We start from the raw sequence: 23,729 nt of genomic DNA, 5'->3' as shown, positions 1-23,729 counted from the left end.
AACCCATTAATTTATATTTTACTAAAAGCTTCCTTTAAATCAGCCTTTAGGTCTTCTACATCTTCAATTCCTACTGACAATCTAATTAAATCTGCAGTTACCCCAGCAGATTCTTGTTGCTCCTCATTTAACTGTTGGTGTGTTGTACTTGCTGGATGAATAATCAACGATTTTGTATCACCTATGTTAGCTAATAATGAAAATAATTTGGTATTATCAGAAATAGCTTTAGCAGCATCAAAACCTCCTTTGGCTCCAAAGGTAACAATACCACTCTGTCCATTTTTCAGGTATTTATTTGATAGTGCTTTATATTTACTACTTTCTAATCCTGGATAATTTACCCAATCCACTTCGGGTTGCTGCTCCAACCATTTTGCAATCTCAAGCGCATTTTCACTGTGTTGTTTAATTCTAACTGGTAAAGTTTCCAATCCTTGAATTATGTTGAACGCATTTGTTGGGCTCAATGCACCACCAAAATCCCTTAAACCTTCTAAAATCAGTTTAAAAGTATAGGCAGCCTCCCCTAATGCTTCGTTATAAACCAATCCGTGATAACCCGCCGAAGGCTCAGTAAATTCTGGGAATTTCCCGTTGGCCCAATCAAAAGTTCCTGCATCAATGATAGCTCCTCCCAATGAAGTACCCTGACCTCCAATATATTTGGTTAACGAATGGATTACAATATTTGCGCCATGCTCAATTGGATTTAACAAAGCGGGGGTAGCCACAGTATTATCAACAATAAAAGGTACTCCAGCCGCTTTGGCATGAACTGAAATAGATTTTAAATCCAATACATCCAATTTTGGGTTTCCTAAAGATTCTACAAAAAAGGCTTTTGTATTATCTTTTACAGCAGCAGCAAAATTATCAGGATTATCGGCATCAACAAAAGTGGTTGTAATGCCTAATCTAGGCAGTGTTACGCTTAAAAGATTGTAGGTTCCTCCGTATAAACTACTTGAAGCTACAATGTGATCGCCCGCTTTTAATAAGGTCAACAATCCTGTTGAAATCGCCGATGTGCCAGATGCAAAAACCACGGCTCCTATACCGCCCTCAACTGCCGCAAGTCGCTCTTGTAAAATCTGGTTAGTAGGGTTGTTTAATCGGGTGTAAATAAAACCTAATTCCTTTAAAGCAAATAGGTTTGCTGCGTGATCTGTGTTATTAAACACATAAGACGTTGTTTGGTAAATAGGTACAGCTCTAGTACCAGCATTTGTTGTGACATCATGACCCGCGTGTAAGGCATTCGTTGCTAATTTGTTTTCGTTCATTTTCTAATATCTTATTTTGGTTAAACTATAAAGATTCCCGCATTCGCGAGAATGACAAATTCAATCGAAACTATAATGCAAAAGCATTTCAGAGTCCTTTTCGACTTACTAGAAAAATGTTACAAAGAATTTAAAATTACAGAAAGTAATTTCTTTTTGGTTATCTATCCGGTCGTGCTCTACAATAGGTTAGAACGGGGTAGAATGTAGCACCTTCTTTACAGATAAAGGGTTGCTAAGGCTTCATAGGGTCTAATCCCTCCGCCTTTCTTGATAACATTTCAATAAGCATGTGAACTTTGTGTATGCAAATATTCGTTCAGAAAAAGTTAATATCCAAATTTTTTAAGTAGAAATTTTCTTTTTGTTCATTATTGTTGCTTTTCGTGACGTCTTTCATGAAACTTATTTCTAATAACCAAACCAATAGGCCTGTTTTGTATTTTGGACTCTAACCACGAAATAATATCTAAGTATAAAAAGGCACGACTCTGATAAGGATCATCCTCAAATTCCTTTAATTTTTCATGAAGTTTTATAAATTCATTTTTCACCTCATGCGGATAAATATCGCCGAGACCTCTTAAAAATTTGATGAATTCTTTTTGGACCTCATATAGGTCTTCCATTTTGATTAAAAACTTATACGTACTTCTAATTAAGGAATCTAAATTATAATCTAAACCAGCTTCGTAATGGGCCACCAAGTTCAAAATTCTTGAAAAACACAACAAATCTTCTCGCATTTGCAAGGTTTTATTACTGATAATTTTATCCAAATACTCGATACATTTCTTGTTTTCTCCGGCACCAAAATACATACTCGCTATTTTGTAATAAAATACCATAATATGATGTTCATCAATACGATTTTTATAACCTTTTAAGCGCTCCAAAACCTCATCAATCAACGGCAAACCTTCTTTAAAACTTCCTTCAATAAAATGTAGATTGAATTTATTGTTATAAACATATAAAAATGCCAGACTCTCATTATTATCATCTAGCGGAAACCATTTTTCTTGAGTTATTTTTTCTAACCTGCTAAGTGCTTCTTTAAACTTTTCGTACTGTCTTAAATAAAACAAAGCTTCTAACAAATAATGGTTGCCTCGCAAGAAAAACACAGGATTCAACACAATCATATCTTTATTCTCACGAAAAAGGTCTACCCATTTTGAGGCGTACTTGTAGCACGATAAAAAATCAACGGTTAAAAAACTGTACCATAAATACGATTTGTAAAGCCACAATTTTTCCCTAAAACCTAATTTATTAATGTCATATTTTGGAAGCCTGTCATTAAAATATTGGGTTATAATTTTATGTTCCTCGTCATTTTTTATATATCCTGTTTTTAAAAACAAACCATACAGTTGCAGCGATAAGTTAGACAACTTGCTGGCTAAAACATTTTGTTGGCTCAGCTCCTTGGCTTGAATGGAAAGCTCATCGGCACGATTGCTCAAACTCCTTGTAATATATTGTGATTCAATAACTTTTTCAAGCTCAACAATTTCGTAGGCCGCATTTTTTTCTTCATGCGAAATAGCTAAATTTTTGGCTTTATCGAGAATTTTCAAACTTTGTTTGTAGAGCCCTTTATGATATAGTATCGTGGCAAAATCTAACTGTTCTCTAATCTGAATCCTAACATTTTGATGCGATGGGTTTAACCGCAAACTAATTAAAATCTGTTTGTACAAATGCGCCTTTAAGTTAGAAAGCTGTTGCTTTTTCACAATGCCTTTTTTTAGAATGGATGCTTCGTCATAAACTGAAAGTTTATCGAGTATATTAAAAAGCATTAAGAACTTAGAGTCTTCATTAACCCCTAATCTTCCCACATAAAGCTTAAATTGTCTTTTTTCAGATTTTGAGAGGGATTTTACCAAAACAAACAAATTATCTTTTTGCTCTTTTGTCATAGTTCTAATTAGATGATTAATTTTTTGATTTTCAATACGTTACAAAAACAACAATAGGCTTAAACATCGTAAAAACTATTTATTGAATTCTATATTTTAGAAACCAAAATATACATTCGTAAATCAAAAAGAAAATATATTTTAATTAAATGTCTGATAACAAAGTACAAATTTTTGACACAACGCTAAGAGATGGCGAGCAAGTACCTGGTTGTAAGCTAAATACCGACCAAAAATTAGTCATTGCTGAACAGCTTGACAAATTAGGGGTTGATATTATTGAAGCTGGTTTCCCAGTTTCTAGCCCTGGAGATTTCAAATCTGTTGAAGCCATTTCAAAAATTGTAAAAAACGCTACCGTTTGTGGTTTAACACGTTCTGTAGAAAACGATATAAAAGTGGCTGCTGAAGCCTTAAAATATGCCAAAAAACCAAGAATTCATACCGGAATTGGCACTTCAGACTCACATATTAAACACAAATTCAGATCAAATAAGGAAGCCATTGTAGAACGTGCTGTAAATGCCGTGAAATACGCCAAATCTTTTGTGGAAGATGTTGAATTTTATGCTGAAGACGCTGGTCGTACCGATAATGATTTTCTTGCCCGAATTTGTGAAGAAGTTATTAAGGCTGGAGCAACTGTATTAAATATTCCAGATACTACTGGATATTGTTTACCTAGCGAGTACGGTGCTAAGATGAAATACTTAAAAGAAAACGTAAAAGGCATTGATAAAGCTATTTTATCTTGTCACTGCCACAACGATTTAGGCTTGGCAACAGCAAACTCTATTGAGGGCGTTATTAATGGTGCCCGTCAAATAGAATGTACTATAAACGGTATTGGCGAACGTGCAGGAAACACGGCTTTAGAAGAAGTAGTGATGATTTTAAGACAGCACCCCTATTTGAATTTAGATACCAATATTAAATCTGAAATGCTTTACGGCATAAGCCAATTAGTATCTGATAATATGGGTATTTACACCCAGCCCAATAAAGCTATTGTAGGCGCAAACGCATTTGCACACAGTTCTGGAATTCACCAAGATGGAGTAATAAAAAATCGAGAAACTTACGAAATTATCGACCCAAAGGACGTTGGTGTTACTGAGTCGGCTATTGTACTAACCGCCAGAAGCGGTAGAGCTGCATTGGCCTATAGAGCAAAAAACATTGGATACGAATTAACCAAACTTCAATTGGATGAAATCTACGCTAATTTCTTAGATTTTGCCGATACGAAAAAAGAAGTTGATGATAACGACATCCATCACATTATAGAAAACAGCAAAGTATACAAAGAAATTACTTCTGCTTAATCAAGTAAACACTAAATGAAGTTAAATATTGCTGTATTACCAGGCGATGGTATAGGTCCAGAAGTTATAGCTCAAGCCGTTAAGGTTTTGAAAGCTATTGCCATGGAATTTAACCATGTATTTACTTTTGACAATGCATTGGTGGGTGCCAGTGCTATTGATAAAACCGGTACAGCACTTCCTAAGGAAACCGTTGATCTTTGCAAAAAAGCTGACGCTGTTTTATTTGGTGCCATAGGAAAAACGTCTTACGATTTAGATCCCGATGCTAAAATCCGTCCAGAACAAGGGCTTTTAGGGATTAGAAAAGCCTTGGGACTGCACACCAATATTAGGCCTATTATTGCGTATGATGATTTATTGAGTAAATCCTCGCTCAAGGTTAGACAAATAAAAGACACGAACATTCTCATATATCGTGAGCTAACCAGCGGAATTTATTTTGGAGAAAGAACATTGAGTGAAGACGGTAATACAGCTTCTGATGTTTGTACTTACCATCGACATGAAATTGAGCGGATAGCACACCAAGCATTTAAAGCGGCTCAATCCAGAAAACGCAAATTAACATTAGTTGACAAGGCCAATGTATTGGAAAGCTCTAAGCTTTGGAGGCGCGTAGTACTAGAAATTGCACCACAGTATCCCGATATAAAAGTTAACTACATGTATATTGACAATGCCGCCATGGAACTTATTATCCGGCCGCGACAATTTGATGTTATTTTAACAGAAAATATGTTTGGCGATATCCTTTCGGAAGAAGCCAGTGTTATTGTAGGCTCTATTGGACTGCTTGCTTCAGCCTCTGTAGGCGATGAGCACGCCATGTTCGAACCCATTCATGGTGCTTATACCAAAGCCGCCAACAAAGGAATTGCCAACCCCATTGCTTCTATATTATCGGCAGCCATGTTATTGGACCATTTTGGGCTTGACGAAGAAGCTGCTTTAGTAAGAGAAGGTGTAGACAAGTCATTAAAGCTACACATTACCACTCCCGATTTAAACAACAAATACGACAACATAAGCACCACTAAGGTGGGCGATTTTATTGAAGATTTTATTAATAATCCAGACGAGACCAATTTAAACTTTACTAACATACATTTAGGGCAATCCACTATTATTTAATTATTTGAGTTAGTCACCAACAAATTAAACATACTATTTGGGAAGCCCTTAAAAGTGCATTTTAACCGATGCACTTTTTTTATGGGATAAATTTGACCTCTTATAAATATCCGATATGCCGTTTTGGTATTTTGGTATATCAAATCTTTGTATCTTTTAACTTCCTAAACTAAAAAATACTTTATGGAAATACTCGGTATAGATATAGGAGGCTCAGGAATGAAAGGTGCCATCATAGATTCTGAAACGGGAAAACTTTTATCTGAACGCTACAGAATACCAACCCCAAAATCGCGAAAACCAAAAGCGATGGCCAAAACATTTAAAGAAATCGTTGAACATTTTAATTATGAAGGCCCGATAGGATGTGGATTCCCAAGTATTGTTAAAAATGGCGTTTGTCAAGCCAAAGGGAACTTACATTCCAGTTGGGTAGGTATTGATGCCGAAACATTGTTTTCTGATGCGTGTGGTTTACCCGTTACCGTCGTTAACGATGCCGATGCCGCTGGCTATGCCGTAATGAACTATGGCATTGGAAGAGGCAAAACGGGTTTAGTTGTAATAATTACTGTCGGAACAGGCCTTGGAAGTGGAACATTCTTTAACGGCGAACTTATTCCTAATTTAGAGATGGGTCAAATACCTTACAAAAAGCACAAAAAAATTGAACATTGGGCAGCCGGCTCTGTTAAAGAACGTGAGAATTTGACCTATAAAAAATGGGGCAAACGCTTTAATGTTTTTTTAGAAATTGTGGAAACAGTTTTATGCCCCGATTATATCATTCTTGGCGGAGGCACATCTAAAGATTTTGATGAATTCAAAAAATGGATTACCATTGCCACTCCTATAGCTCCTGCCAAATTGGGCAACTATGCAGGTTTAATAGGAGCTGCTGTTGCTGCTTTACATCCCCACAAAAAATTAAATCTTAATTAGTCAGGAAATTTAGATCGAATTTCTTCTAAACATAAATTATGAATACTACCCTCATGGGTATGCTTTTTAGACGTATCTGGCACATAGGTCCCGTCTTGCACTTGGCTACCAATTTTCTGGTAGGCCTCCCTAAAAGTTTGTCCTTCAACAACTAAATTATTGATGTTATCAACCGTAAACAAGTATTTGTACAAATCACTATTGATATCAACATCCTTTACAATAATTTGCTGAATAGAATAATTAAAAATATCTAAAATATCTTTAATTTCTTCAAACGCAGCAATCATATTTTCCTTTAATAGTTGAAAATCGCGATGGTAACCACTAGGCAAATTGTTGGTGATTAAAACCATTTCACTTTGAAGCGCTTGAATTTTATTACACTTCCCACGAATGAGCTCAAAGACGTCGGGATTTTTTTTGTGTGGCATAATGCTGCTTCCTGTAGTCAATTCGTCTGGAAACGAAATGAATCCAAAATTCTGACTCATATACAGACAAGTGTCCATGGCAAAGCGCGCCATGGTATTGGCTAAACTTCCTAAAGCGGCGGCTATGGTTCTTTCATTTTTTCCACGCCCCATTTGGGCTGCTACTACATTGTATTTTAAAGTAGCAAAGTCCATTTCTTTAGTGGTAAACTCTCTATCTATTGGAAATGAGCTACCGTAACCTGCGGCAGACCCCAATGGGTTTTGATCTACCGTTTTTATGGCTGCATTAATTAAAAATACATCATCAACCATCAACTCGGCATATGCAGAAAACCAAAGCCCGAATGAAGACGGCATAGCCACCTGTAAATGCGTGTATCCTGGCAACACCTTGTCTTTATAGTTATCAGCTTGATCTAAAAGTGTATTAAAAAGAGTTTTTGTTTTTTCTTTTACTAGAGCCAAATTCTCTTTATAGTATAGGTTTAAGGCCACTAAAACTTGATCGTTTCTTGATCTGGCTGTGTGGATTTTTTTTCCAACGTCACCCAAACTAACGGTTAATTCATACTCTATTTTAGAGTGCACATCTTCAAACTGCTCATCAATAATAAATTCGCCATCTTCAATTTCATTTTCTAAAACTTGTAATCCGCCCAATAACTGTTCCAATTCAATGGTGGTTAAAATACCAATCTTATGCAACATTTTGGCGTGTGCCTTTGATGCAGTGATGTCATATTTGGCGATATGAATATCAATTTCCCTATCGTTGCCTACCGTAAATTGTTCTATTTTTTTATCGATGGATATACCTTTGTCCCAGAGTTTCATTTCCTTAATGTTTATTTGTTTACACGTTGATTTGTTTCGTTTGTCATTGCGAATGGGATCAAGCAATCTGTTGATTATCACGAGATAACCACCTCGCTACGCTCCTCATAATGACGTTAAACGATTACTCTATTTAACAATTCAACATAAATTTTTACACCTTCTTCTATTTCTTTTAAATAAATATATTCGTCTGCCGAATGCGAACGCGTGCTATCGCCAGGGCCTAATTTTAAACTTTGGCAAGTCAAAACGGCTTGATCTGATAAAGTTGGCGAACCGTAGGTGGTTCTTCCCATGGCAATTCCAGCTTTTACCAAACCATGATTCATAGGAATAGACGACGAATTTAAACGCAAACTACGCGGAGTGATACTTGTACATGGTGATTGGTTTTGCAAAACCTCAGCTATTTCAGCGTTGCTATATGCATCGTTGACCCTAACGTCAATTACCAATTCGACATCGGCTGGAACCACATTGTGTTGCGAACCGCCATTTATTTGTGTTACCGTTAGCTTTACCTCACCAAGTGCCTCGGTGCTCTTTTTGAATTTAAAATCTTTAAACCATTGCAGCACCTCAATGGTGTTGTAAATAGCATTGTTATCGTTGGGGTGAGCGGCATGACTAGGCGTTCCTGCTACAACAGCATCAAAAACCACAAGACCTTTTTCGGCCACGGCCAAATTCATTAAAGTAGGTTCGCCTACAATGGCCACATCTACTTTTGGAATAATTGGCAACATACTGTTCAATCCATTTGGACCGCTACTTTCCTCTTCCGCGGAAGCGACCAAAACTAAATTGTATTTTAAATCTTTATGATTATAAAAATAAGTAAAGACAGCTATTAATGACACTAGGCAGCCACCAGCATCGTTGCTACCCAAACCATATAATTTACCATCTTCAACAATGGCTTTGAAAGGATCTTTCGTGTATGCGGTGTTTGGCTTTACAGTATCATGGTGCGAATTTAGCAGAAGGGTTGGTTTGCTTTCATCAAAATGTTTGTTTACCGCCCAAACATTATTTTTTGTTCGAGTAAAGTCTATATCATTTTGTTTGAACCAACCTTCAATATGCAATGCCGTTTGGTCTTCTTCTGAAGAAAACGATTGGGTTTCTATTAATTGTTTTAACAGAGAGATTGCATCGTTTGTTAATTTAGTTAACGCCATTCTATAAAGTTATTCTTGTAAAATTATCATTTTCTTGGGTCAACATATTCGTGTTTCCCATGTTGATGGTTTTTACACCATGCTGTAATGCATCGAAACAGTTTTCTAACTTTGGGAGCATGCCGTCTGCAATAATGCCCTGTTCTAAAAGTTCTTTATAGAGTTTTGAATCAATGTGCTTCTCTACAGAATTTTTATCGTTTATATCTCTTAATACGCCATTTAGTTCGAAACAATAATATATAGATGTTTCATATAAATGACTCATCCCAACAGCCACTTGCGAGGCAATGGTGTCGGCATTGGTGTTTAGCAACTGCCCATGCCCATCATGGGTTATAGCACAAAATACTGGTGTAAAATCGGCTTGAATTAATTTATCAATCGATGGATAAGATACGCTTTCTACATCGCCTACAAAACCAAAATCGACTTCCTTTACAGGTCTTTTTACTGATTTTATGCTATTGACATCCGCTCCTGTTAGACCAATGGCATTCGTATTTAAAGCTTGTAATTTGGCCACTACATTTTTGTTGACCAAACCACCATAAACCATGGTAATGACCTCTAAAGTTTCGGCATCGGTAATACGCCGGCCATTAACCATTTTTGATTCAATTCCTAATTTTGAAGCCATATGTGTGGCACGTTTTCCTCCACCATGCACCAAAATTTTCTTCCCTTCTAAATTTGAAAACAGTTTCAGAAAAGCGCATAGAGCATTTTCATCTTCAATGATGTTACCTCCTATTTTTACTACGGATAGTTTTTCTTTATGCATTTTCCAATATCTTTTTAAGCACTAGTTGCGCAGCATACGTTCGATTGTTGGCTTGCTCAATAACCAATGAACTCTCACTATCCAACACCGCATCTTCAACAATCACATTGCGTCTTACCGGTAAACAGTGCATAAATTTTGCGCCGCCCAATTTTTCTTTAGTAATCATCCAATTGGAGTCTGTTTTGAGCACTTTTCCATAGTTTCCATAACTACTCCAGTTCTTTACATAAACAAAATCGGCGTCTTTAAAAGCTTCTTCTTGGTTATGATAAATTTTCGTGCTCCCTGTAATTTCAGGATTTAAATCATACCCCTTCGGATTAGCAATGACTAATTCGACATCCATTTTTAGCATGGCCTGTGTAAAACTGTTAGCAACGGCATGCGGCAACGCTTTTATGTGTGGTGCCCAGCTTAAAACTACTTTAGACTTAGATGTTTTCGCATGTTCTGAAATAGTTAAAGCATCTGTAAATCCTTGTAACGGGTGTCCCGTAGCGCTTTCCATATTTACAATAGGCACCGAAGCATACTTTTTAAAAGCGCTTAGAACTTGCTCGCTCTCGTCTTTTGACTTATCAGTTAAGGTAGGAAATGCACGCACTGCAACAATATCGCAATATTGAGACACTACAGCAGCAGCTTCTTTTATGTGTTCGGCGGTGGATCCATTCATTACAGTCCCATCTTCAAACTCGAGCCCCCAGGCATCACCAGAAACATTCATTACAATCGGGTTCATCCCTAAATTCAATGCTGCCTTTTGCGTACTTAAACGCGTTCGCAAACTCGAATTGAAAAACAACAAGCCAAGGGTTTTATTCTTACCCAACTCTAAATATTTTAAAGGGTTTTGCTTTAATTGTTTTGCTTCCTCAATCCATGAATTAATGTTATCTATATCGTGTATGGAGGTGTAATGTTTCATTTAGGTTTCGTTAATTTTAACGATCTACAAGATATTGGAAACCTTGTAGGTCTTGATTCTTTTTATTTTATTTTGGTAAATGGCACTTTATTTCTAAAGGCGTTTAATATAAAATTATCGTTTAAACCATTTACAATCCATGTTTCAATATTGGCATTTTTAGCTACCGAAGCCGCTTCAACTTTCGATTGCATACCACCACTTCCGTGGGAAGATTTTGAGTTGACAATTTGTTTGGTCAATTCTTCAAAATCATCAACCACTTCAATGGTCTTTGGTGTACCATTTTCGTATGACTCCTTAGTATAAATACCGTTGGTATTGGTTGCAATGATAAATAAATCAGCTTTTAAAAGTGATGCCGTTAACGCTCCTAATTTATCATTATCTCCAAATTGTATTTCATGGGTAGCCACCGTATCGTTCTCGTTGATGATGGGAATATAATTATTGTTCACCAAAACATTGATAGTGTTTACGATGTTTTTTCTGCTTTCCTGTTTTTCAAAATCTGAATACGACAATAAGCACTGAGAGGTTAACAATCCGTACTCCCTAAAAATTTCTTGATAAATACGAATTAGATGTGGCTGCCCTATTGAGGCCAAAGCCTGTTTTACAAAAACATCTTTTTGTTTACTCTCTAACTTAACAAATTGTTTGGCCACGGCAATAGCGCCCGAACTCACAATAACAAACTCGTGTGTATCTTGAAGATGCGCAATCTGATTTGCTATATCTTCAATCTTACCCCTAGAAATATTGTTGGTTTCTTTGGTAAGGGTGTTAGAGCCCACTTTAAGTAAAACACGTTTTTTCTTTTGCATGCTTATTGTATTAACAGTACGCTAAATATTCTGCAAATTATTTTCTTCAACTTCTGACAAAGTTTCAATTAAAACTTCAAAAAAGTGATTAATATGGTCTTTCTTTATTGTTAACGGCGGTAAAATCCTTAAAAGCTTTTTATTGGAAGCTCCGCCTGTAAATATGCGGTGTTCGTAAATCATTTTTTTTCGAAGGTCGCCCACTTCAAAATCAAATTCCAAACCGAGCATCAAACCTTTGCCTTTTATGTTTTTTATTTGCGGAATACTTTTCGCTAATTTTAAAAAGTACGCTGACATTTCGTTAACGTTATCAATCAATTTTTCTTCATCAATCACATTCAAAACAGCCAAACCCGCGGCGCACGCCAAATGATTACCACCAAATGTAGTGCCCAACATGCCATATTTGGCCTCAATATCGGGGTGAATTAAAACGCCCCCAATAGGAAATCCGTTACCCATACCCTTGGCTATGGAAATAATATCTGGAGTCACATTATAGTGTTGAAATGCAAAAAACTTACCAGAACGCCCGTAGCCCGATTGCACCTCGTCGGCAATAAACATGGTATTGTTGGTTTTACACAGTGCAAAAACCTGTTCAAAAAAATCGGCAGTTCCTTGATCCAATCCACCAACTCCTTGAATAAACTCCACGATTACCGCACAGACATCGCCTTTTTCAAGTTCTGCTTTAACACCTAAAATATCGTTTAATTCTAAAATAGATACTTTCTGCTGAGCGTTGATTGGTGCTATAATATTAGGATTATCGGTTGCCGCTACAGCTGCCGAGGTACGCCCGTGAAACCCATTTTTAAAGGCCACCACGCGTGATTTACCCGTTTTAAACGAAGCTAATTTTAAAGCGTTTTCATTAGCTTCAGCACCAGAATTACACAAAAACAGTTGATAATCTTTACATCCAGAAAGCGTCTCAATCTTCTCGGCCAATTGCTTTTGCAACGGGTTTTGAATGGCATTGGAATAAAAGCCTAATTCTGAAACCTGATTGGAAACAGCCTCGACATACTTCGGGTGCGCATGGCCAATAGAAATCACGGCATGTCCACCGTACAAATCTAAATATTCCTTGTCCGCATCGTCGTAAACATAAAGCCCCTTTGCGGAAACTGGAGTCACATCGTATAATGGATAAACATTAAATAATGGCATTTTAGTTGTTTTTAAGTTATTGTTTTGGCGTTACCACAAGGGTCGCACTTTTCGTTTCAAGTCCTCGCTCGTTCCTCACTGTGGGCTTTCCACTGCAATCACTAACGCGCCACTCCTGCTCTTAAAAATAAGTCGCTTTTAAATGTAAACCTGTGGTTTCATCCAAACCGAACATTAAATTCATGTTCTGAACAGCTTGACCAGAAGCTCCCTTCAATAAATTATCAATAATACTTGTTATCAATAATTTGCCTTCGTGTTTATGTAAATGTACCAAACATTTATTGGTGTTTACAACTTGTTTTAAATGTAAAAAATCATCTGAAACAAAGGTAAATGCAGCATCTTTGTAAAACGCTTTGTAAAGATCTTTAGCTTCTTCTACCGAGCCTTCAAAATCGGTGTAAACCGTAGCAAAAATACCTCTTGAAAAATTCCCTCTGTTGGGCATAAACAAAATGTCTTTCGAGAATCCATTCTGCAATTGCTTAACCGATTGGTTAATCTCGCCTAGATGCTGGTGCGTAAATGGTTTGTAATACGAAAAATTATTGTCGCGCCAAGTATAATGCGTGGTCGCAGACAACGATGTTCCCGCTCCAGTGGCGCCTGTTACGGCATTTATGTGTACATCGTTGTTAAGTAAACCTTTATCAGCCAATGGCAACAAAGCCAACTGAATGGCTGTCGCAAAACACCCTGGGTTAGCAATATAATTTGCTGTTTTAACAACTTCGCCCTGTAGTTCAGGCAAACCATAAACAAATGTTTTACCATTGAAAACTTTATCGGCTTCTAACCTAAAATCATTTCCTAAATCAATAATTTTTGTGTTTTCAGAAAAGGTATTTACCGATAAAAACTTAACCGAGTTACCGTGACCCAAACATAAAAACAGTACATCAACCTCTGGGTTTACAGTGTCGGTAAATTCTAAATCTAACGACCCTACCAAATCTTGGTGTACTTTGCTTATTTTATTACCCGCATTGGATGTACTGAATACAAAGTTTATTTCCGTCTCTGGGTGGTTAATCAATAACCTGATTAGCTCACCTGCCGTATATCCCGCTCCACCAATTATTCCTACCTGAATCATTTTATTATGAATTTACTTGCTGATATATTTTATTTTGGTTTCCAAAAATCTTGATAAACCCTTTAGCCTCGTCGGCTGTCCAACCTTTATTTTCTTCACCATAGCTTCCAAACTTAGCACTCATTAAATCGTGCTCAGATGAAATTCCATCCAATGAAAAATGATATGGCCTCAAAGATACGGTTACGTCACCAGAAACTTTGACTTGACTGCTTTGTAAAAAGGCTTCCATGTCGCGCATTACAGGATCTAAATACTGCCCTTCGTGCAAATGCATCCCATAAAAACTCGCAATGTATTCTTTATGTTGCAATTGCCATTTGGTTAGCGTATGCTTTTCCAATAAATGGTGCGCTTTAATGGTAATTAATGCAGCAGCGGCTTCAAAACCTACACGTCCTTTAATTCCAACAATGGTATCACCAACATGAATATCCCTTCCTATGGCATACGCCGAAGCCAAATTATTAAGAACTTCAATGTTTATTTCAGAACTATTCTCAACTCCATTTACTGCCACTAATTCGCCTTGTTCAAAAGTTAATTTTACTTTTTCTTCTTCGGCATGTTTTAATTGCGACGGATAAGCTTCATCTGGTAAAGGCTTTTCAGAGGTTAAGGTTTCTGAACCGCCAACGCTGGTTCCCCAAAGGCCTTTATTAATAGAATATTTAGCCTTTTCCCAAGACATGTCGATACCATTCTCTTTTAGGTAATCAATTTCTTGCTGTCTGGTTAGCTTTTCATCTCTAATTGGTGTGATGATTTTAATATTAGGTGCCAAGGTTTGAAAAATCATATCGAAACGTACTTGGTCGTTTCCTGCACCTGTACTACCGTGTGCAATATACTCGGCATCAATACTTTTGGCGTATTCAATAATTTCGATGGCCTGAATGATACGTTCGGCACTAACCGATAGTGGATATGTGTTGTTTTTTAACACATTGCCAAATATTAAATATTTAACCACTTTTTGGTAAAATGTCGCAACGGCATCTATATTTTTATAAGTTGAAACGCCCATTTTATAGGCATTGCTTTCAATATGTTCGATTTCCTTTTTTGTAAATCCACCCGTGTTTACACTCACTGCGTGTACATCGTATTCTTTTGATAGGCTTACAGCGCAATACGATGTATCTAACCCACCGCTATATGCTATTACTAATTTTTTCATCTGTTTACTCAATTTATTGATTTTTCAGAATCAAGTGCAGCTTTAAAACTGAATCTTACTTCTTTTTGTTTTTATTGTTTTTTAAGAACATGCTTTCCTTGATATGTTTCAATCTTTTAAAAACCTTTTCCTTTATTTTCTTATGCACTTTTTGCTCCTTTACTTTTGGGTCGTATAACATACCAGTGCACAAACACATTTTTCTATTAGTTCGTGTTAATACATCATAATTTTTGCAGGTTTGGCAACCATCCCAAAAAGTAGAATCATCTGTTAATTCAGAAAAAGGCACAGGCTTATAACCTAAATCGCTGTTCATTTTCATTACAGCCAATCCGGTAGTGATACTAAACACTTTGGCATCTGGAAATTTATTTCTAGAGTGCGCAAAAACTTTATGCTTGATTTTTTTGGCAAGGCCTTCGCCTCTGTAATCAGGGTGTACAATAAGCCCAGAATTGGCAACAAACTTGCCATGACCCCATTTTTCTATATAGCAAAATCCCGCAAACTTATCGCCATCTAAAGCAATAACCGCGTTACCATTTTCCATTTTTGTAGCAATATACTCTGGCGTACGTCTGGCAATACCCGTACCTCTAACAGTCGCAGATTCTGCTATGGTTTCACAAATTATTTCTGCGAATTTTATGTGCGATTTATCGGCTATAACAACCTTCATTTTCCTTTTTTCTATTGAGTGTCATTTTATTTTATCTTTTTCTTTACAACTGAACTGGACTCACCTAATTCAAAAAATTTAACATAACCCTTACGGGCGACGAGGAAAATCAAGGCGCATAGACTTGTGGTTAATTAACAAATTAACTTTATTTTGAAATGCTATGAAAATATTTTTGGACACTATGAAAAAATTTAAAATTACGTTTTTGGGTTTACAAGGCTAATATTAGATACGGCGATTGCGTACCGGCAAACCGGGTGTAGAACAACGTATTTTATTTTTTAAAATTTTCATGTTGTAAAATTATAATTTTATTTGTAAAAACAGCTAAAATAGAAGCGCTTTTTACGTAAAATTATCAATAATTTCTTATTGCAACCTTTTGAGTTGCAATATTTCAATATTTTTTTGTTTTAGTTAAATGATTTACTATTAAATCTTTAAGCCTATTCCCAGCTCAACCAACTACTCTACAATAAACTTTCCTCGCATTAAAGCATAATGTCCCGGAAAACTGCATAAAAACTCATAGGTTCCCACTTCGGGTGCATCAAATTCAATTGAGGTAGTTTGACCACCTCCAATCAAATCAGTATGGACAATAACCTCATCTGAATTCTCAGGAATGTAATTGTTTTCTTTTTGGGTTGCCGCTTTATTTCCAAATGCGACTAAGTCCGTTCCTCTTTTGAGCAAAACAAAATTGTGGCCCATAACATTAATGTCCATATTCCCGATATGGCGCAATGTAAGTTTAACCTTTTGTCCAGCTTTAACCCTTATTTCTTTGGTGTTATATTGCATGGCATCATTGCCCGTTAAAACAACATTGGCAATATTATCATCTTCTTTCACTTCGGTCTTTTCAGAGGCGCTTGTTTTTTCATAAGTAAATCCTTCTTTCTCCTTCTTTTCTTTACCGCCACAATTCAACAAAAGAGCAGCACAAATAACCACAGATAATTTTAAGCTAATGCGTTTCATCTTTTCAAATTTTGAATTTCAGTAAATTACTAAAAGGATGGCTGGCTTCAAAATATTTGGACTACAATATATAATCGGTACTAATAAAGTTGGAAGTTTTACGCTCTAAAAGCTCTTGCAAAATGGCATTATTGTACACGTTATCTTTCGAAGCTACGAATGTTCGTATTGAAAAAGACCTAAGGGCATCATGCACACTTAAGGTTCCGAAAGCTGAATCCTTTCTTCCTGTAAACGGATAAACATCTGGCCCACGTTGGCAAGAACTATTAAGGTTCACACGGCAAACTAGGTTCACCAGTGTGTCAATAAGTGGCGATAAAGTTTGTACATTTTTACCAAACAAACTCACTTGCTGACCGTAATTTGATTCGGCCATGTCATTTAAAGGCTCATCAATATCAGAAAACGGTACCACCGGAATTACTGGACCGAATTGTTCTTCCTTAAATACTCTCATGTCTTTATTAACAGGATACAATACCGCTGGAAAAATAAAATTCTCACTAATAACACCTCCTTTTTCATTAAGTACTTTAGCGCCTTTGCCCAAAGCATCATCTATTAATTCTTGAATATACGCTGGTTTATCAACTTCTGGCAGCGGTGTTAATTTCGCCCCTTGTTCCCATGGATTTCCAAATTTTAATTGATCGACTTTATATGAAAAACGCCTATTAAATTCTTCAACAACCGACTCGTGTACATAAAGTACTTTGAGTGCCGTACAACGTTGCCCGTTGAAAGACAAAGTTCCTGAAATACATTCCTCAACTGCCAAGTCCAAATCTGCATCTGGCAAAATAATGGCTGGATTTTTTGCTTCCAAACCTAAAACCATACGCAACCTATTCCCTTTTGGGTGCTGAGTCTGTAAGGCATTCGCCGATTTACTGTTACCAATTAATGCCAATACATCAATCTTTCCTGATTTCATTATGGGCGTGGCCAAAACGCGACCGCGACCATAAATAACATTAACCACACCCTTTGGGAAACTACTCTGAAAAGCTTCCAATAAAGGCGAAATAAGCAGCACTCCAAGCTTTGCTGGTTTAAAAATCACCGTATTCCCCATCATTAAAGCCGGAATAAGAAGCGTGAAGGTTTCGTTAAGCGGGTAATTGTAAGGCCCCAAACACAACACAACCCCAAGAGGTCCGCGACGAATGTGAGCGTACACTCCTGAGTTTTTTTCAAATTTAGCCGAATCTCTATCTAATTGTTTATAGTCTTCAATGGTATCGTAAATATAATCGACGGTTCTATCAAATTCCTTTTCAGAATCTGGAAGATTTTTTCCGATTTCCCACATGATGAATTTAACCACTTCGTCTCTCTTGGTTTTCATTTGCTCAACAAACTTTTCCATGCAAGCAATTCTGTCGGCCACCTTCATGGTTGGCCATAAACCTTGACCACTACCATATGCCGAAACGGCAGAACCTAAAGCCTCCTTCGCCTCTTCTTCACCCAATTGCGGCACCGTACCCAATAAAGTTGGCCGATATCTTTCAGTTGACGAAATGGTAGAATACACCTCGGCCGTATCACCTTCCCAATGTTTTAATTCACCATTGGATAAATAAGTGTTTTGATGGTATATTGACTCTATTTTAAATTCTTCTGGAATATCTTGAAACTTGTCTTTCATGGGTTTAATTTTTTGTTAATGCCGTAGCCTTTATTTAGAAACCTCTCTTTTAAAATTAAGCGCCTCAAATTAAAGAAAAATTAACTAGAACGATAGGGTTAATTGTCTAGAATTTCGGGTTGGACTGCGAAAACGATTTCGCCATAAATAATTCAAAAAAGCCGAACAAACTAAACTAAAAACTGAAACAAGTCAGGCTTATTATTTAAGTAATCGCCATAAAAATTTCGTTTTTTCATTTTGCTAATCAATGGTTCTAAATCATCGGCCGATTTTAATTGTACACCTACTACAGCCGAACCATTTTCCCTATTGGTTTTCTTGGCGTACTGAAAATAAGTAATATCGTCGTTTTCTCCTAAAATTTCAACCACAAATTCCTTCAGTGCACCAGCGCGTTGCGGAAAATTAATAATAAAATAGTGTTTTAAGTTAGCATAAAGTAACGCTCGCTCCTTAATTTCAGGGGTTCGGGTAATATCATTATTGCTTCCGCTAACTACGCAAACCACATTTTTATCTTTAATTTTTTCGGAATAAAAGTCCAACGCCGAAATACTTAACGCACCAGCAGGCTCTACCACAATAGCATCTTTATTATAGAGCTCAAGAATAGTTTCGCAAACCTTACCTTCGGGCACAGTGATTACTTGGTGCAAGTTCTCTTTGCAGATTTCGAAATTTAAGTCACCAACACGCTTAACCGCAGCACCGTCAACAAATTTTTCGATGTGCTCCAACTCGGTATTTTCATTATTTTCTATGGAAATTTTCATTGAAGGCGCCCCCTCGGGCTCAACACCTATAATTTTTGTTTCGGGCGATAAGTTTTTAAACACGGTTGAGAGACCTGATGCCAATCCACCACCTCCAATAGCTATAAATACATAATCGATGGGTGATTCGGTTTGTTCTAAAATTTCTAATCCAATGGTAGCTTGGCCTTCAATAACTTTTTTATCGTCAAAAGGATGTATGAAAGTTTTTCCCTGTTGTTCGCATTCAATCATTGCTGCTTGATTCGCATCATCAAACGTATCGCCTACCATCTTTATTTCAATAAAATCTTCACCAAACATTTTAACCTGCTCTATTTTTTGGTTTGGGGTTGGTGACGGCATAAAAATCGAGCCTTTTATCTTTAGCAGTTTGCATGATAGCGCTACGCCTTGGGCATGATTACCTGCACTGGCACACACCACTCCATTTCGGGATTCTGCCTGAGTAAGCGAGCTAATTTTATTATACGCACCGCGAATTTTATACGATCGTACTTGCTGAAGGTCTTCTCGTTTAAAAAATACATTGGCGCTAAACTTTTTGGATAACCTAAGACTATGACCTAATGGTGTGATGTCTGAAACTTTTTTAATAGTTTCAGCTGCTTTTTTTATATCGTCCATATTTGGAAAATATGTTTGGCTTTCCGCTTTCATTCCTTTTGGATTATTTAAAAATAAAAAAACCTGTCGGACTTTGAAATCCAACAGGTTTTTACCATCAAAATTTAGTTTAGTTAATGGCTTATACTATTGGTTTCATTGCCGTCATTGATTCTCTTAAGAACTCACCTACTTTTTCAACTGGGTGCTCTCTTAATGCTTTATTGACAGCAATTAATTTGGCGTTATCAACAGCTTTTCCGTTGTCTTTAGAATATGCTTTTCCGATGACGTCGGTATCTATTTTCTTCATGAAATCACTCAATAAAGGCTTACAAGCATGATCGAATAAATAACATCCGTATTCTGCAGTATCAGAAATCACGCGGTTCATTTCGAATAATTTCTTCCTAGCAATGGTGTTGGCGATTAACGGCGTTTCGTGCAATGACTCGTAATAAGCTGATGCATCGATAATTCCAGAATCTACCATAGCTTCAAAAGCCAATTCTACACCTGCTTTTACCAAAGCTACCATTAACACTCCGTTATCGTAGTATTCTTGCTCGGTAATTTCATCATTACCAGCTGGAGTTTTTTCAAAAGCAGTTTCTCCTGTTGCCGCTCTCCAATCCAATAATTTTTTATCATCGTTGGCCCAATCTTCCATCATGCCTTTTGAAAATTCGCCTTCAATAATATCATCCATATGCTTTTGGAACAATGGACGCATAATATCTTTCAACTCTTCAGCCAATTCAAAAGCTTTGATTTTTGCTGGGTTAGACAGACGATCCATCATATTGGTAACACCACCATATTTTAATCCTTCGGTAACAGTTTCCCATCCGTACTGGATTAATTTTGAAGCGTAACCTGGCTCAATCCCTTTTTCAACCATTTTATCGAAACAAAGGATAGAACCTGTTTGCAATAAACCACAAAGAATGGTTTGCTCACCCATTAAATCTGATTTTACTTCAGCAATAAAAGATGATGCCAATACACCTGCTCTATCACCTCCAGTAGCTACAGCATAAGCTTTAGCCTGCGCCCAACCTTTTCCTTCTGGATCGTTTTCTTCGTGTACAGCAATTAATGTTGGCACACCAAAACCTCTTTTATATTCTTCGCGAACCTCAGAACCTGGCGACTTAGGCGCCACCATAATTACGGTAAGGTCTTCACGGACTTGCATCCCTTCCTCAACAATATTAAAACCATGGGAATAGGCCAAAGTAGCTCCCTTTTTCATTAAAGGCATTACGGCATTTACCACGTTAGTATGTTGCTTATCTGGTGTTAAGTTCAACACTAAATCGGCAGTTGGAATTAATTCTTTATATGTTCCTACTGTAAAACCATTTTCTGTTGCATTAACATAAGACGCACGCTTTTCTGAAATCGCTGCATCACGTAAAGCATAAGAAATATCCAATCCAGAATCTCTCATGTTCAACCCTTGGTTTAATCCTTGGGCGCCGCATCCTACAATGACGATTTTTTTTCCTTTTAAAACATTAACTCCATCTGAAAACTCTGAAGTGTCCATAAATCTACACTTCGATAATTGATCTAGTTTGTCTCTTAACGATAGTGTGTTAAAATAATTTCCCATTTTAATTTTATTATTATTATTGGTTTGTTATTATTGGTTGTTGAATGCTGTAAGCAATTCAGTTACTTTCATTTCTTCTTTAGTTACCGCAATCCTTCCAGAACGTACAAATTGCATGATGCCGAAAACGTTTAAATCGCGGCGTAGTGCTTCTATTTCGTGACGTCTACCTGATTTTTCAAGCACAAAAAACTCGCGGTTTACAGTCACTATTCTAGTATTGCTTTCTTTAATAATGTTCTGTATTTGAGGCTCATCAAACAACAAGCTCGATTTCACCTTAAACATACAGGACTCCGTAAAAATGGTCTCCTCATCTGTATGGTAATAAGCCCTTATAGTCTCCACCTGCTTTTCGATTTGCTTGACAATTTTTTTGGCATTGGTCTCAGTAATGTTTACCACAATTACAAAACGGTTCACACCGTCAATCTCAGACCTCGATGTGGTTAAGCTTTCAATATTGATATGCCTTCTTTGGAATATAGCCGAAATACGGTTTAACAACCCAATGTTATTTTCGGTATATATTGATATGGTGAATGTTTTTATATCTTCGTTCATTGTTGTTGTCTTAACTTAATCTAATATCTGAAACTGAGGCTCCTGATGGTATCATTGGAAAAACGTTATCTTCCTTTTCAACACATACTTCAAGGAAGTATGATTCTTTTGAAGCCATCATTTCTTTAACCGCTTTGGCCAGTTCCTCGCGTTTTGTCACTTTTTTGGCCTTTATATAGTAGCCTTCTGCGATTGCCACGAAATTCGGGTTGGTCATTTCGGTTGACGCATAGCGTCTATCGAAAAACAATTGTTGCCATTGACGTACCATACCTAAAAATTCATTGTTCAAAACAACAATTTTAACGGCCGCTTTGGTTTGAAAAATAGTACCCAGTTCCTGAATATTCATTTGGTAACCACCATCGCCAATTATAGCAACCACTTCCCGCTCAGGTGCCGCCATTTTAGCACCTATAGCAGCTGGAAGCGCAAAGCCCATAGTGCCTAAACCACCCGAGGTAATGTTACTTTTTGTAACGTTGAATTCGGCATAACGGCAAGCAATCATTTGGTGTTGCCCCACATCTGAAACAATAGCGGCATCACCTTTACTTTCAATATTTATTTGCTTGAGCACTTCTCCCATGGTCAATCCTTCTTTTGAAGGCTCAAGATCTTCTTTAATTACTTTTTCAAACTCAATTTTATATAAATCTTCAAACTCCTTCAACCAAGATTCGTGCTTATTTTCATTTAAAGCATCCAACAGCATACGCAAACTTTCTTTGGAATTCCCTAAAACAGCCACATCGGTCTTTACATTTTTATCAATCTCTGCAGGGTCGATATCGAAATGAATAACCTTTGCCTGCTTTGCATAGGTCCTTAAATCGCCTGTAACACGGTCGTCAAAACGCATTCCAATAGCAATCAAAACATCGCATTCGTTGGTTAATTTATTGGGTGCATAGTTTCCGTGCATACCAACCATTCCCACATTTAAGGGATGTGATGTTGGCAATGCAGATGCCCCAAGAATCGTCCATGATGCAGGCACACCAGATTTTTCGATTACCGCTTTCAATTCGGCTTCAGCTTCACCTAAAATAACGCCCTGCCCCCAAACAATTAAAGGCTTTTTTGCGTTATTGATTAATTCTGCAGCAGCTTTAACGTCTGCAGGATTGGTTTTTGGTACCGGGTTATAACTTCTAACCCCTTTGCATTTTTCGTATTTAAAATCGAGCTCGCTAATTTGAGCATCTTTTGTAATATCAACCAATACTGGTCCTGGTCTTCCGCTTTTAGCTATATAAAAGGCCTTAGCCAACGCTGCTGGGATTTCTGAAGCTTTGGTGACTTGGCAATTCCATTTGGTTACAGGCGTTGAAATACCCACAATATCAGTCTCCTGAAAAGCATCACTACCTAATAAATGAGATGCCACTTGCCCGGTAATACACACCAACGGTGTGGAATCTATTTGTGCATCGGCTATTCCAGTGATTAAATTGGTTGCTCCCGGACCAGAAGTTGCCATAGCCACGCCAACTTTACCCGAAATTCGGGCATAACCTTGTGCAGCATGTGCGGCACCTTGCTCATGGCGGGTTAATACGTGATGGATTTGATCCCGAAATTTAAACAACTCGTCATAAACTGGCATAATAGCACCACCTGGGTATCCGTAAAGCACATCAACTCCTTCGGCTATTAAACTTCTTATAACAGCCTCACTACCTGTAATACGTCCAACTTTATTTGCCACTTCTTTAGTTTTATCTGCGGTTTGTGTTTTCATATTCTCAACTTTTAATGATGAGATTCCT

At 37.1% G+C, this 23,729-nt stretch carries 20 protein-coding genes and 1 riboswitch; of the genes, 3 read left to right on the top strand and 17 right to left on the bottom strand.

Going from position 1 to position 23,729, the window contains the following annotated elements; translation table 11 throughout:
• Positions 1-11: 11 nt before the first annotated feature.
• Both ACIEHO_RS07800 and ACIEHO_RS07795 read right to left on the bottom strand, forming a co-directional pair.
• A complete protein-coding gene (locus tag ACIEHO_RS07800) occupies positions 12-1,286 on the bottom strand; it encodes an O-acetylhomoserine aminocarboxypropyltransferase/cysteine synthase family protein (RefSeq protein WP_406970360.1) in 1,275 nt (424 codons plus the stop codon).
• 157 nt (positions 1,287-1,443) lie between these two features.
• Positions 1,444-1,566, bottom strand: a riboswitch (SAM riboswitch).
• A 91-nt stretch (positions 1,567-1,657) separates the two neighbouring features.
• Positions 1,658-3,214, bottom strand: a complete 1,557-nt coding sequence (locus ACIEHO_RS07795; RefSeq protein ID WP_406970358.1) for a hypothetical protein — start codon at positions 3,212-3,214, stop codon at positions 1,658-1,660.
• A 149-nt stretch (positions 3,215-3,363) separates the two neighbouring features.
• Here ACIEHO_RS07795 and ACIEHO_RS07790 point away from each other — a divergent pair, with 149 nt between their 5' ends.
• The 3 genes from ACIEHO_RS07790 to ppgK all read left to right on the top strand — a co-directional run bounded on the left by ACIEHO_RS07790 (position 3,364) and on the right by ppgK (position 6,615).
• On the top strand, positions 3,364-4,539 hold the full coding sequence (locus ACIEHO_RS07790; protein WP_406970356.1) for a 2-isopropylmalate synthase: 1,176 nt from the start codon (positions 3,364-3,366) through the stop codon (positions 4,537-4,539).
• A 15-nt stretch (positions 4,540-4,554) separates the two neighbouring features.
• The gene (gene leuB, locus ACIEHO_RS07785) at positions 4,555-5,673 is read left to right on the top strand and encodes a 3-isopropylmalate dehydrogenase (protein ID WP_406970354.1); all 1,119 of its coding nucleotides are present in this window, start codon (positions 4,555-4,557) and stop codon (positions 5,671-5,673) included.
• 183 nt (positions 5,674-5,856) lie between these two features.
• Positions 5,857-6,615, top strand: a complete 759-nt coding sequence (gene ppgK, locus ACIEHO_RS07780) for a polyphosphate--glucose phosphotransferase (RefSeq protein WP_406970352.1) — start codon at positions 5,857-5,859, stop codon at positions 6,613-6,615.
• Here the strand turns inward: ppgK and argH are convergent.
• The 15 genes from argH to ilvB all read right to left on the bottom strand — a co-directional run bounded on the left by argH (position 6,612) and on the right by ilvB (position 23,701).
• Positions 6,612-7,886 carry an argininosuccinate lyase gene (argH, locus tag ACIEHO_RS07775; RefSeq protein ID WP_406970350.1) on the bottom strand — a complete coding sequence of 425 codons (1,275 nt, stop codon included), beginning with the start codon at positions 7,884-7,886 and terminating at the stop codon, positions 6,612-6,614. The genes ppgK and argH overlap by 4 nt on opposite strands.
• 116 nt (positions 7,887-8,002) lie before the next feature.
• Positions 8,003-9,070 carry a M20 family metallo-hydrolase gene (locus ACIEHO_RS07770; RefSeq protein ID WP_406970348.1) on the bottom strand — a complete coding sequence of 356 codons (1,068 nt, stop codon included), beginning with the start codon at positions 9,068-9,070 and terminating at the stop codon, positions 8,003-8,005.
• A 1-nt stretch (position 9,071) separates the two neighbouring features.
• On the bottom strand, positions 9,072-9,854 hold the full coding sequence (gene argB / locus ACIEHO_RS07765) for an acetylglutamate kinase (RefSeq protein WP_406970346.1): 783 nt from the start codon (positions 9,852-9,854) through the stop codon (positions 9,072-9,074).
• On the bottom strand, positions 9,847-10,785 hold the full coding sequence (locus tag ACIEHO_RS07760) for an N-acetylornithine carbamoyltransferase (RefSeq protein WP_406970344.1): 939 nt from the start codon (positions 10,783-10,785) through the stop codon (positions 9,847-9,849). Before ACIEHO_RS07760 ends, argB begins: the two co-directional genes overlap by 8 nt.
• Before the next feature lie 62 nt (positions 10,786-10,847).
• Positions 10,848-11,612 carry a glutamate 5-kinase gene (proB, locus tag ACIEHO_RS07755; protein ID WP_406970342.1) on the bottom strand — a complete coding sequence of 255 codons (765 nt, stop codon included), beginning with the start codon at positions 11,610-11,612 and terminating at the stop codon, positions 10,848-10,850.
• Between the two features lie 21 nt (positions 11,613-11,633).
• On the bottom strand, positions 11,634-12,791 hold the full coding sequence (locus tag ACIEHO_RS07750; RefSeq protein WP_406970340.1) for an aspartate aminotransferase family protein: 1,158 nt from the start codon (positions 12,789-12,791) through the stop codon (positions 11,634-11,636).
• 121 nt (positions 12,792-12,912) lie between these two features.
• The gene (gene argC, locus ACIEHO_RS07745; RefSeq protein ID WP_406970338.1) at positions 12,913-13,890 is read right to left on the bottom strand and encodes an N-acetyl-gamma-glutamyl-phosphate reductase; all 978 of its coding nucleotides are present in this window, start codon (positions 13,888-13,890) and stop codon (positions 12,913-12,915) included.
• 4 nt (positions 13,891-13,894) lie between these two features.
• Positions 13,895-15,070 carry an argininosuccinate synthase gene (locus ACIEHO_RS07740; protein ID WP_406970336.1) on the bottom strand — a complete coding sequence of 392 codons (1,176 nt, stop codon included), beginning with the start codon at positions 15,068-15,070 and terminating at the stop codon, positions 13,895-13,897.
• A gap of 55 nt (positions 15,071-15,125) precedes the next feature.
• A complete protein-coding gene (locus tag ACIEHO_RS07735; protein ID WP_406970334.1) occupies positions 15,126-15,752 on the bottom strand; it encodes a GNAT family N-acetyltransferase in 627 nt (208 codons plus the stop codon).
• A 468-nt stretch (positions 15,753-16,220) separates the two neighbouring features.
• Positions 16,221-16,739, bottom strand: coding sequence for an azurin (gene azu, locus ACIEHO_RS07730; RefSeq protein WP_406970332.1), 519 nt, complete (start codon positions 16,737-16,739; stop codon positions 16,221-16,223).
• Between the two features lie 61 nt (positions 16,740-16,800).
• Positions 16,801-18,393 carry an NADP-dependent glyceraldehyde-3-phosphate dehydrogenase gene (locus ACIEHO_RS07725; protein WP_406970330.1) on the bottom strand — a complete coding sequence of 531 codons (1,593 nt, stop codon included), beginning with the start codon at positions 18,391-18,393 and terminating at the stop codon, positions 16,801-16,803.
• Positions 18,394-18,563: 170 nt separating this feature from the next.
• Entirely contained in the window at positions 18,564-19,829 is a 1,266-nt protein-coding gene (gene ilvA / locus ACIEHO_RS07720) for a threonine ammonia-lyase IlvA (RefSeq protein ID WP_406970328.1), read from the bottom strand.
• An 88-nt stretch (positions 19,830-19,917) separates the two neighbouring features.
• Positions 19,918-21,393 (bottom strand): ketol-acid reductoisomerase, encoded by a 1,476-nt coding sequence (ilvC, locus tag ACIEHO_RS07715; protein ID WP_406970326.1) that lies wholly within the window; start codon positions 21,391-21,393, stop codon positions 19,918-19,920.
• Positions 21,394-21,423: 30 nt separating this feature from the next.
• Positions 21,424-21,957 carry an acetolactate synthase small subunit gene (gene ilvN / locus ACIEHO_RS07710; RefSeq protein ID WP_406970324.1) on the bottom strand — a complete coding sequence of 178 codons (534 nt, stop codon included), beginning with the start codon at positions 21,955-21,957 and terminating at the stop codon, positions 21,424-21,426.
• A gap of 10 nt (positions 21,958-21,967) precedes the next feature.
• Positions 21,968-23,701 (bottom strand): biosynthetic-type acetolactate synthase large subunit, encoded by a 1,734-nt coding sequence (gene ilvB / locus ACIEHO_RS07705; RefSeq protein WP_406970322.1) that lies wholly within the window; start codon positions 23,699-23,701, stop codon positions 21,968-21,970.
• Positions 23,702-23,729 lie beyond the last annotated feature (28 nt).

Source organism: Flavisericum labens (assembly GCF_045446075.1).
GTDB lineage: Bacteria > Bacteroidota > Bacteroidia > Flavobacteriales > Flavobacteriaceae > Flavisericum > Flavisericum labens.
Note: the sequence above shows the minus strand (reverse complement) of the source record. Positions and strands in the feature narration are given on the sequence as shown.

Bases quoted from the DNA above. Each gene is read 5' to 3' on its own strand.
- ACIEHO_RS07800 (WP_406970360.1), bottom strand. From the start codon at position 1,286: ATGAACGAAAACAAATTAGCAACGAATGCCTTACACGCGGGTCATGAT.
- ACIEHO_RS07795 (WP_406970358.1), bottom strand. From the start codon at position 3,214: ATGACAAAAGAGCAAAAAGATAATTTGTTTGTTTTGGTAAAATCCCTC.
- ACIEHO_RS07790 (WP_406970356.1), top strand. From the start codon at position 3,364: ATGTCTGATAACAAAGTACAAATTTTTGACACAACGCTAAGAGATGGC.
- leuB (WP_406970354.1), top strand. From the start codon at position 4,555: ATGAAGTTAAATATTGCTGTATTACCAGGCGATGGTATAGGTCCAGAA.
- ppgK (WP_406970352.1), top strand. From the start codon at position 5,857: ATGGAAATACTCGGTATAGATATAGGAGGCTCAGGAATGAAAGGTGCC.
- argH (WP_406970350.1), bottom strand. From the start codon at position 7,886: ATGAAACTCTGGGACAAAGGTATATCCATCGATAAAAAAATAGAACAA.
- ACIEHO_RS07770 (WP_406970348.1), bottom strand. From the start codon at position 9,070: ATGGCGTTAACTAAATTAACAAACGATGCAATCTCTCTGTTAAAACAA.
- argB (WP_406970346.1), bottom strand. From the start codon at position 9,854: ATGCATAAAGAAAAACTATCCGTAGTAAAAATAGGAGGTAACATCATT.
- ACIEHO_RS07760 (WP_406970344.1), bottom strand. From the start codon at position 10,785: ATGAAACATTACACCTCCATACACGATATAGATAACATTAATTCATGG.
- proB (WP_406970342.1), bottom strand. From the start codon at position 11,612: ATGCAAAAGAAAAAACGTGTTTTACTTAAAGTGGGCTCTAACACCCTT.
- ACIEHO_RS07750 (WP_406970340.1), bottom strand. From the start codon at position 12,791: ATGCCATTATTTAATGTTTATCCATTATACGATGTGACTCCAGTTTCC.
- argC (WP_406970338.1), bottom strand. From the start codon at position 13,890: ATGATTCAGGTAGGAATAATTGGTGGAGCGGGATATACGGCAGGTGAG.
- ACIEHO_RS07740 (WP_406970336.1), bottom strand. From the start codon at position 15,070: ATGAAAAAATTAGTAATAGCATATAGCGGTGGGTTAGATACATCGTAT.
- ACIEHO_RS07735 (WP_406970334.1), bottom strand. From the start codon at position 15,752: ATGAAGGTTGTTATAGCCGATAAATCGCACATAAAATTCGCAGAAATA.
- azu (WP_406970332.1), bottom strand. From the start codon at position 16,739: ATGAAACGCATTAGCTTAAAATTATCTGTGGTTATTTGTGCTGCTCTT.
- ACIEHO_RS07725 (WP_406970330.1), bottom strand. From the start codon at position 18,393: ATGAAAGACAAGTTTCAAGATATTCCAGAAGAATTTAAAATAGAGTCA.
- ilvA (WP_406970328.1), bottom strand. From the start codon at position 19,829: ATGAAAGCGGAAAGCCAAACATATTTTCCAAATATGGACGATATAAAA.
- ilvC (WP_406970326.1), bottom strand. From the start codon at position 21,393: ATGGGAAATTATTTTAACACACTATCGTTAAGAGACAAACTAGATCAA.
- ilvN (WP_406970324.1), bottom strand. From the start codon at position 21,957: ATGAACGAAGATATAAAAACATTCACCATATCAATATATACCGAAAAT.
- ilvB (WP_406970322.1), bottom strand. From the start codon at position 23,701: ATGAAAACACAAACCGCAGATAAAACTAAAGAAGTGGCAAATAAAGTT.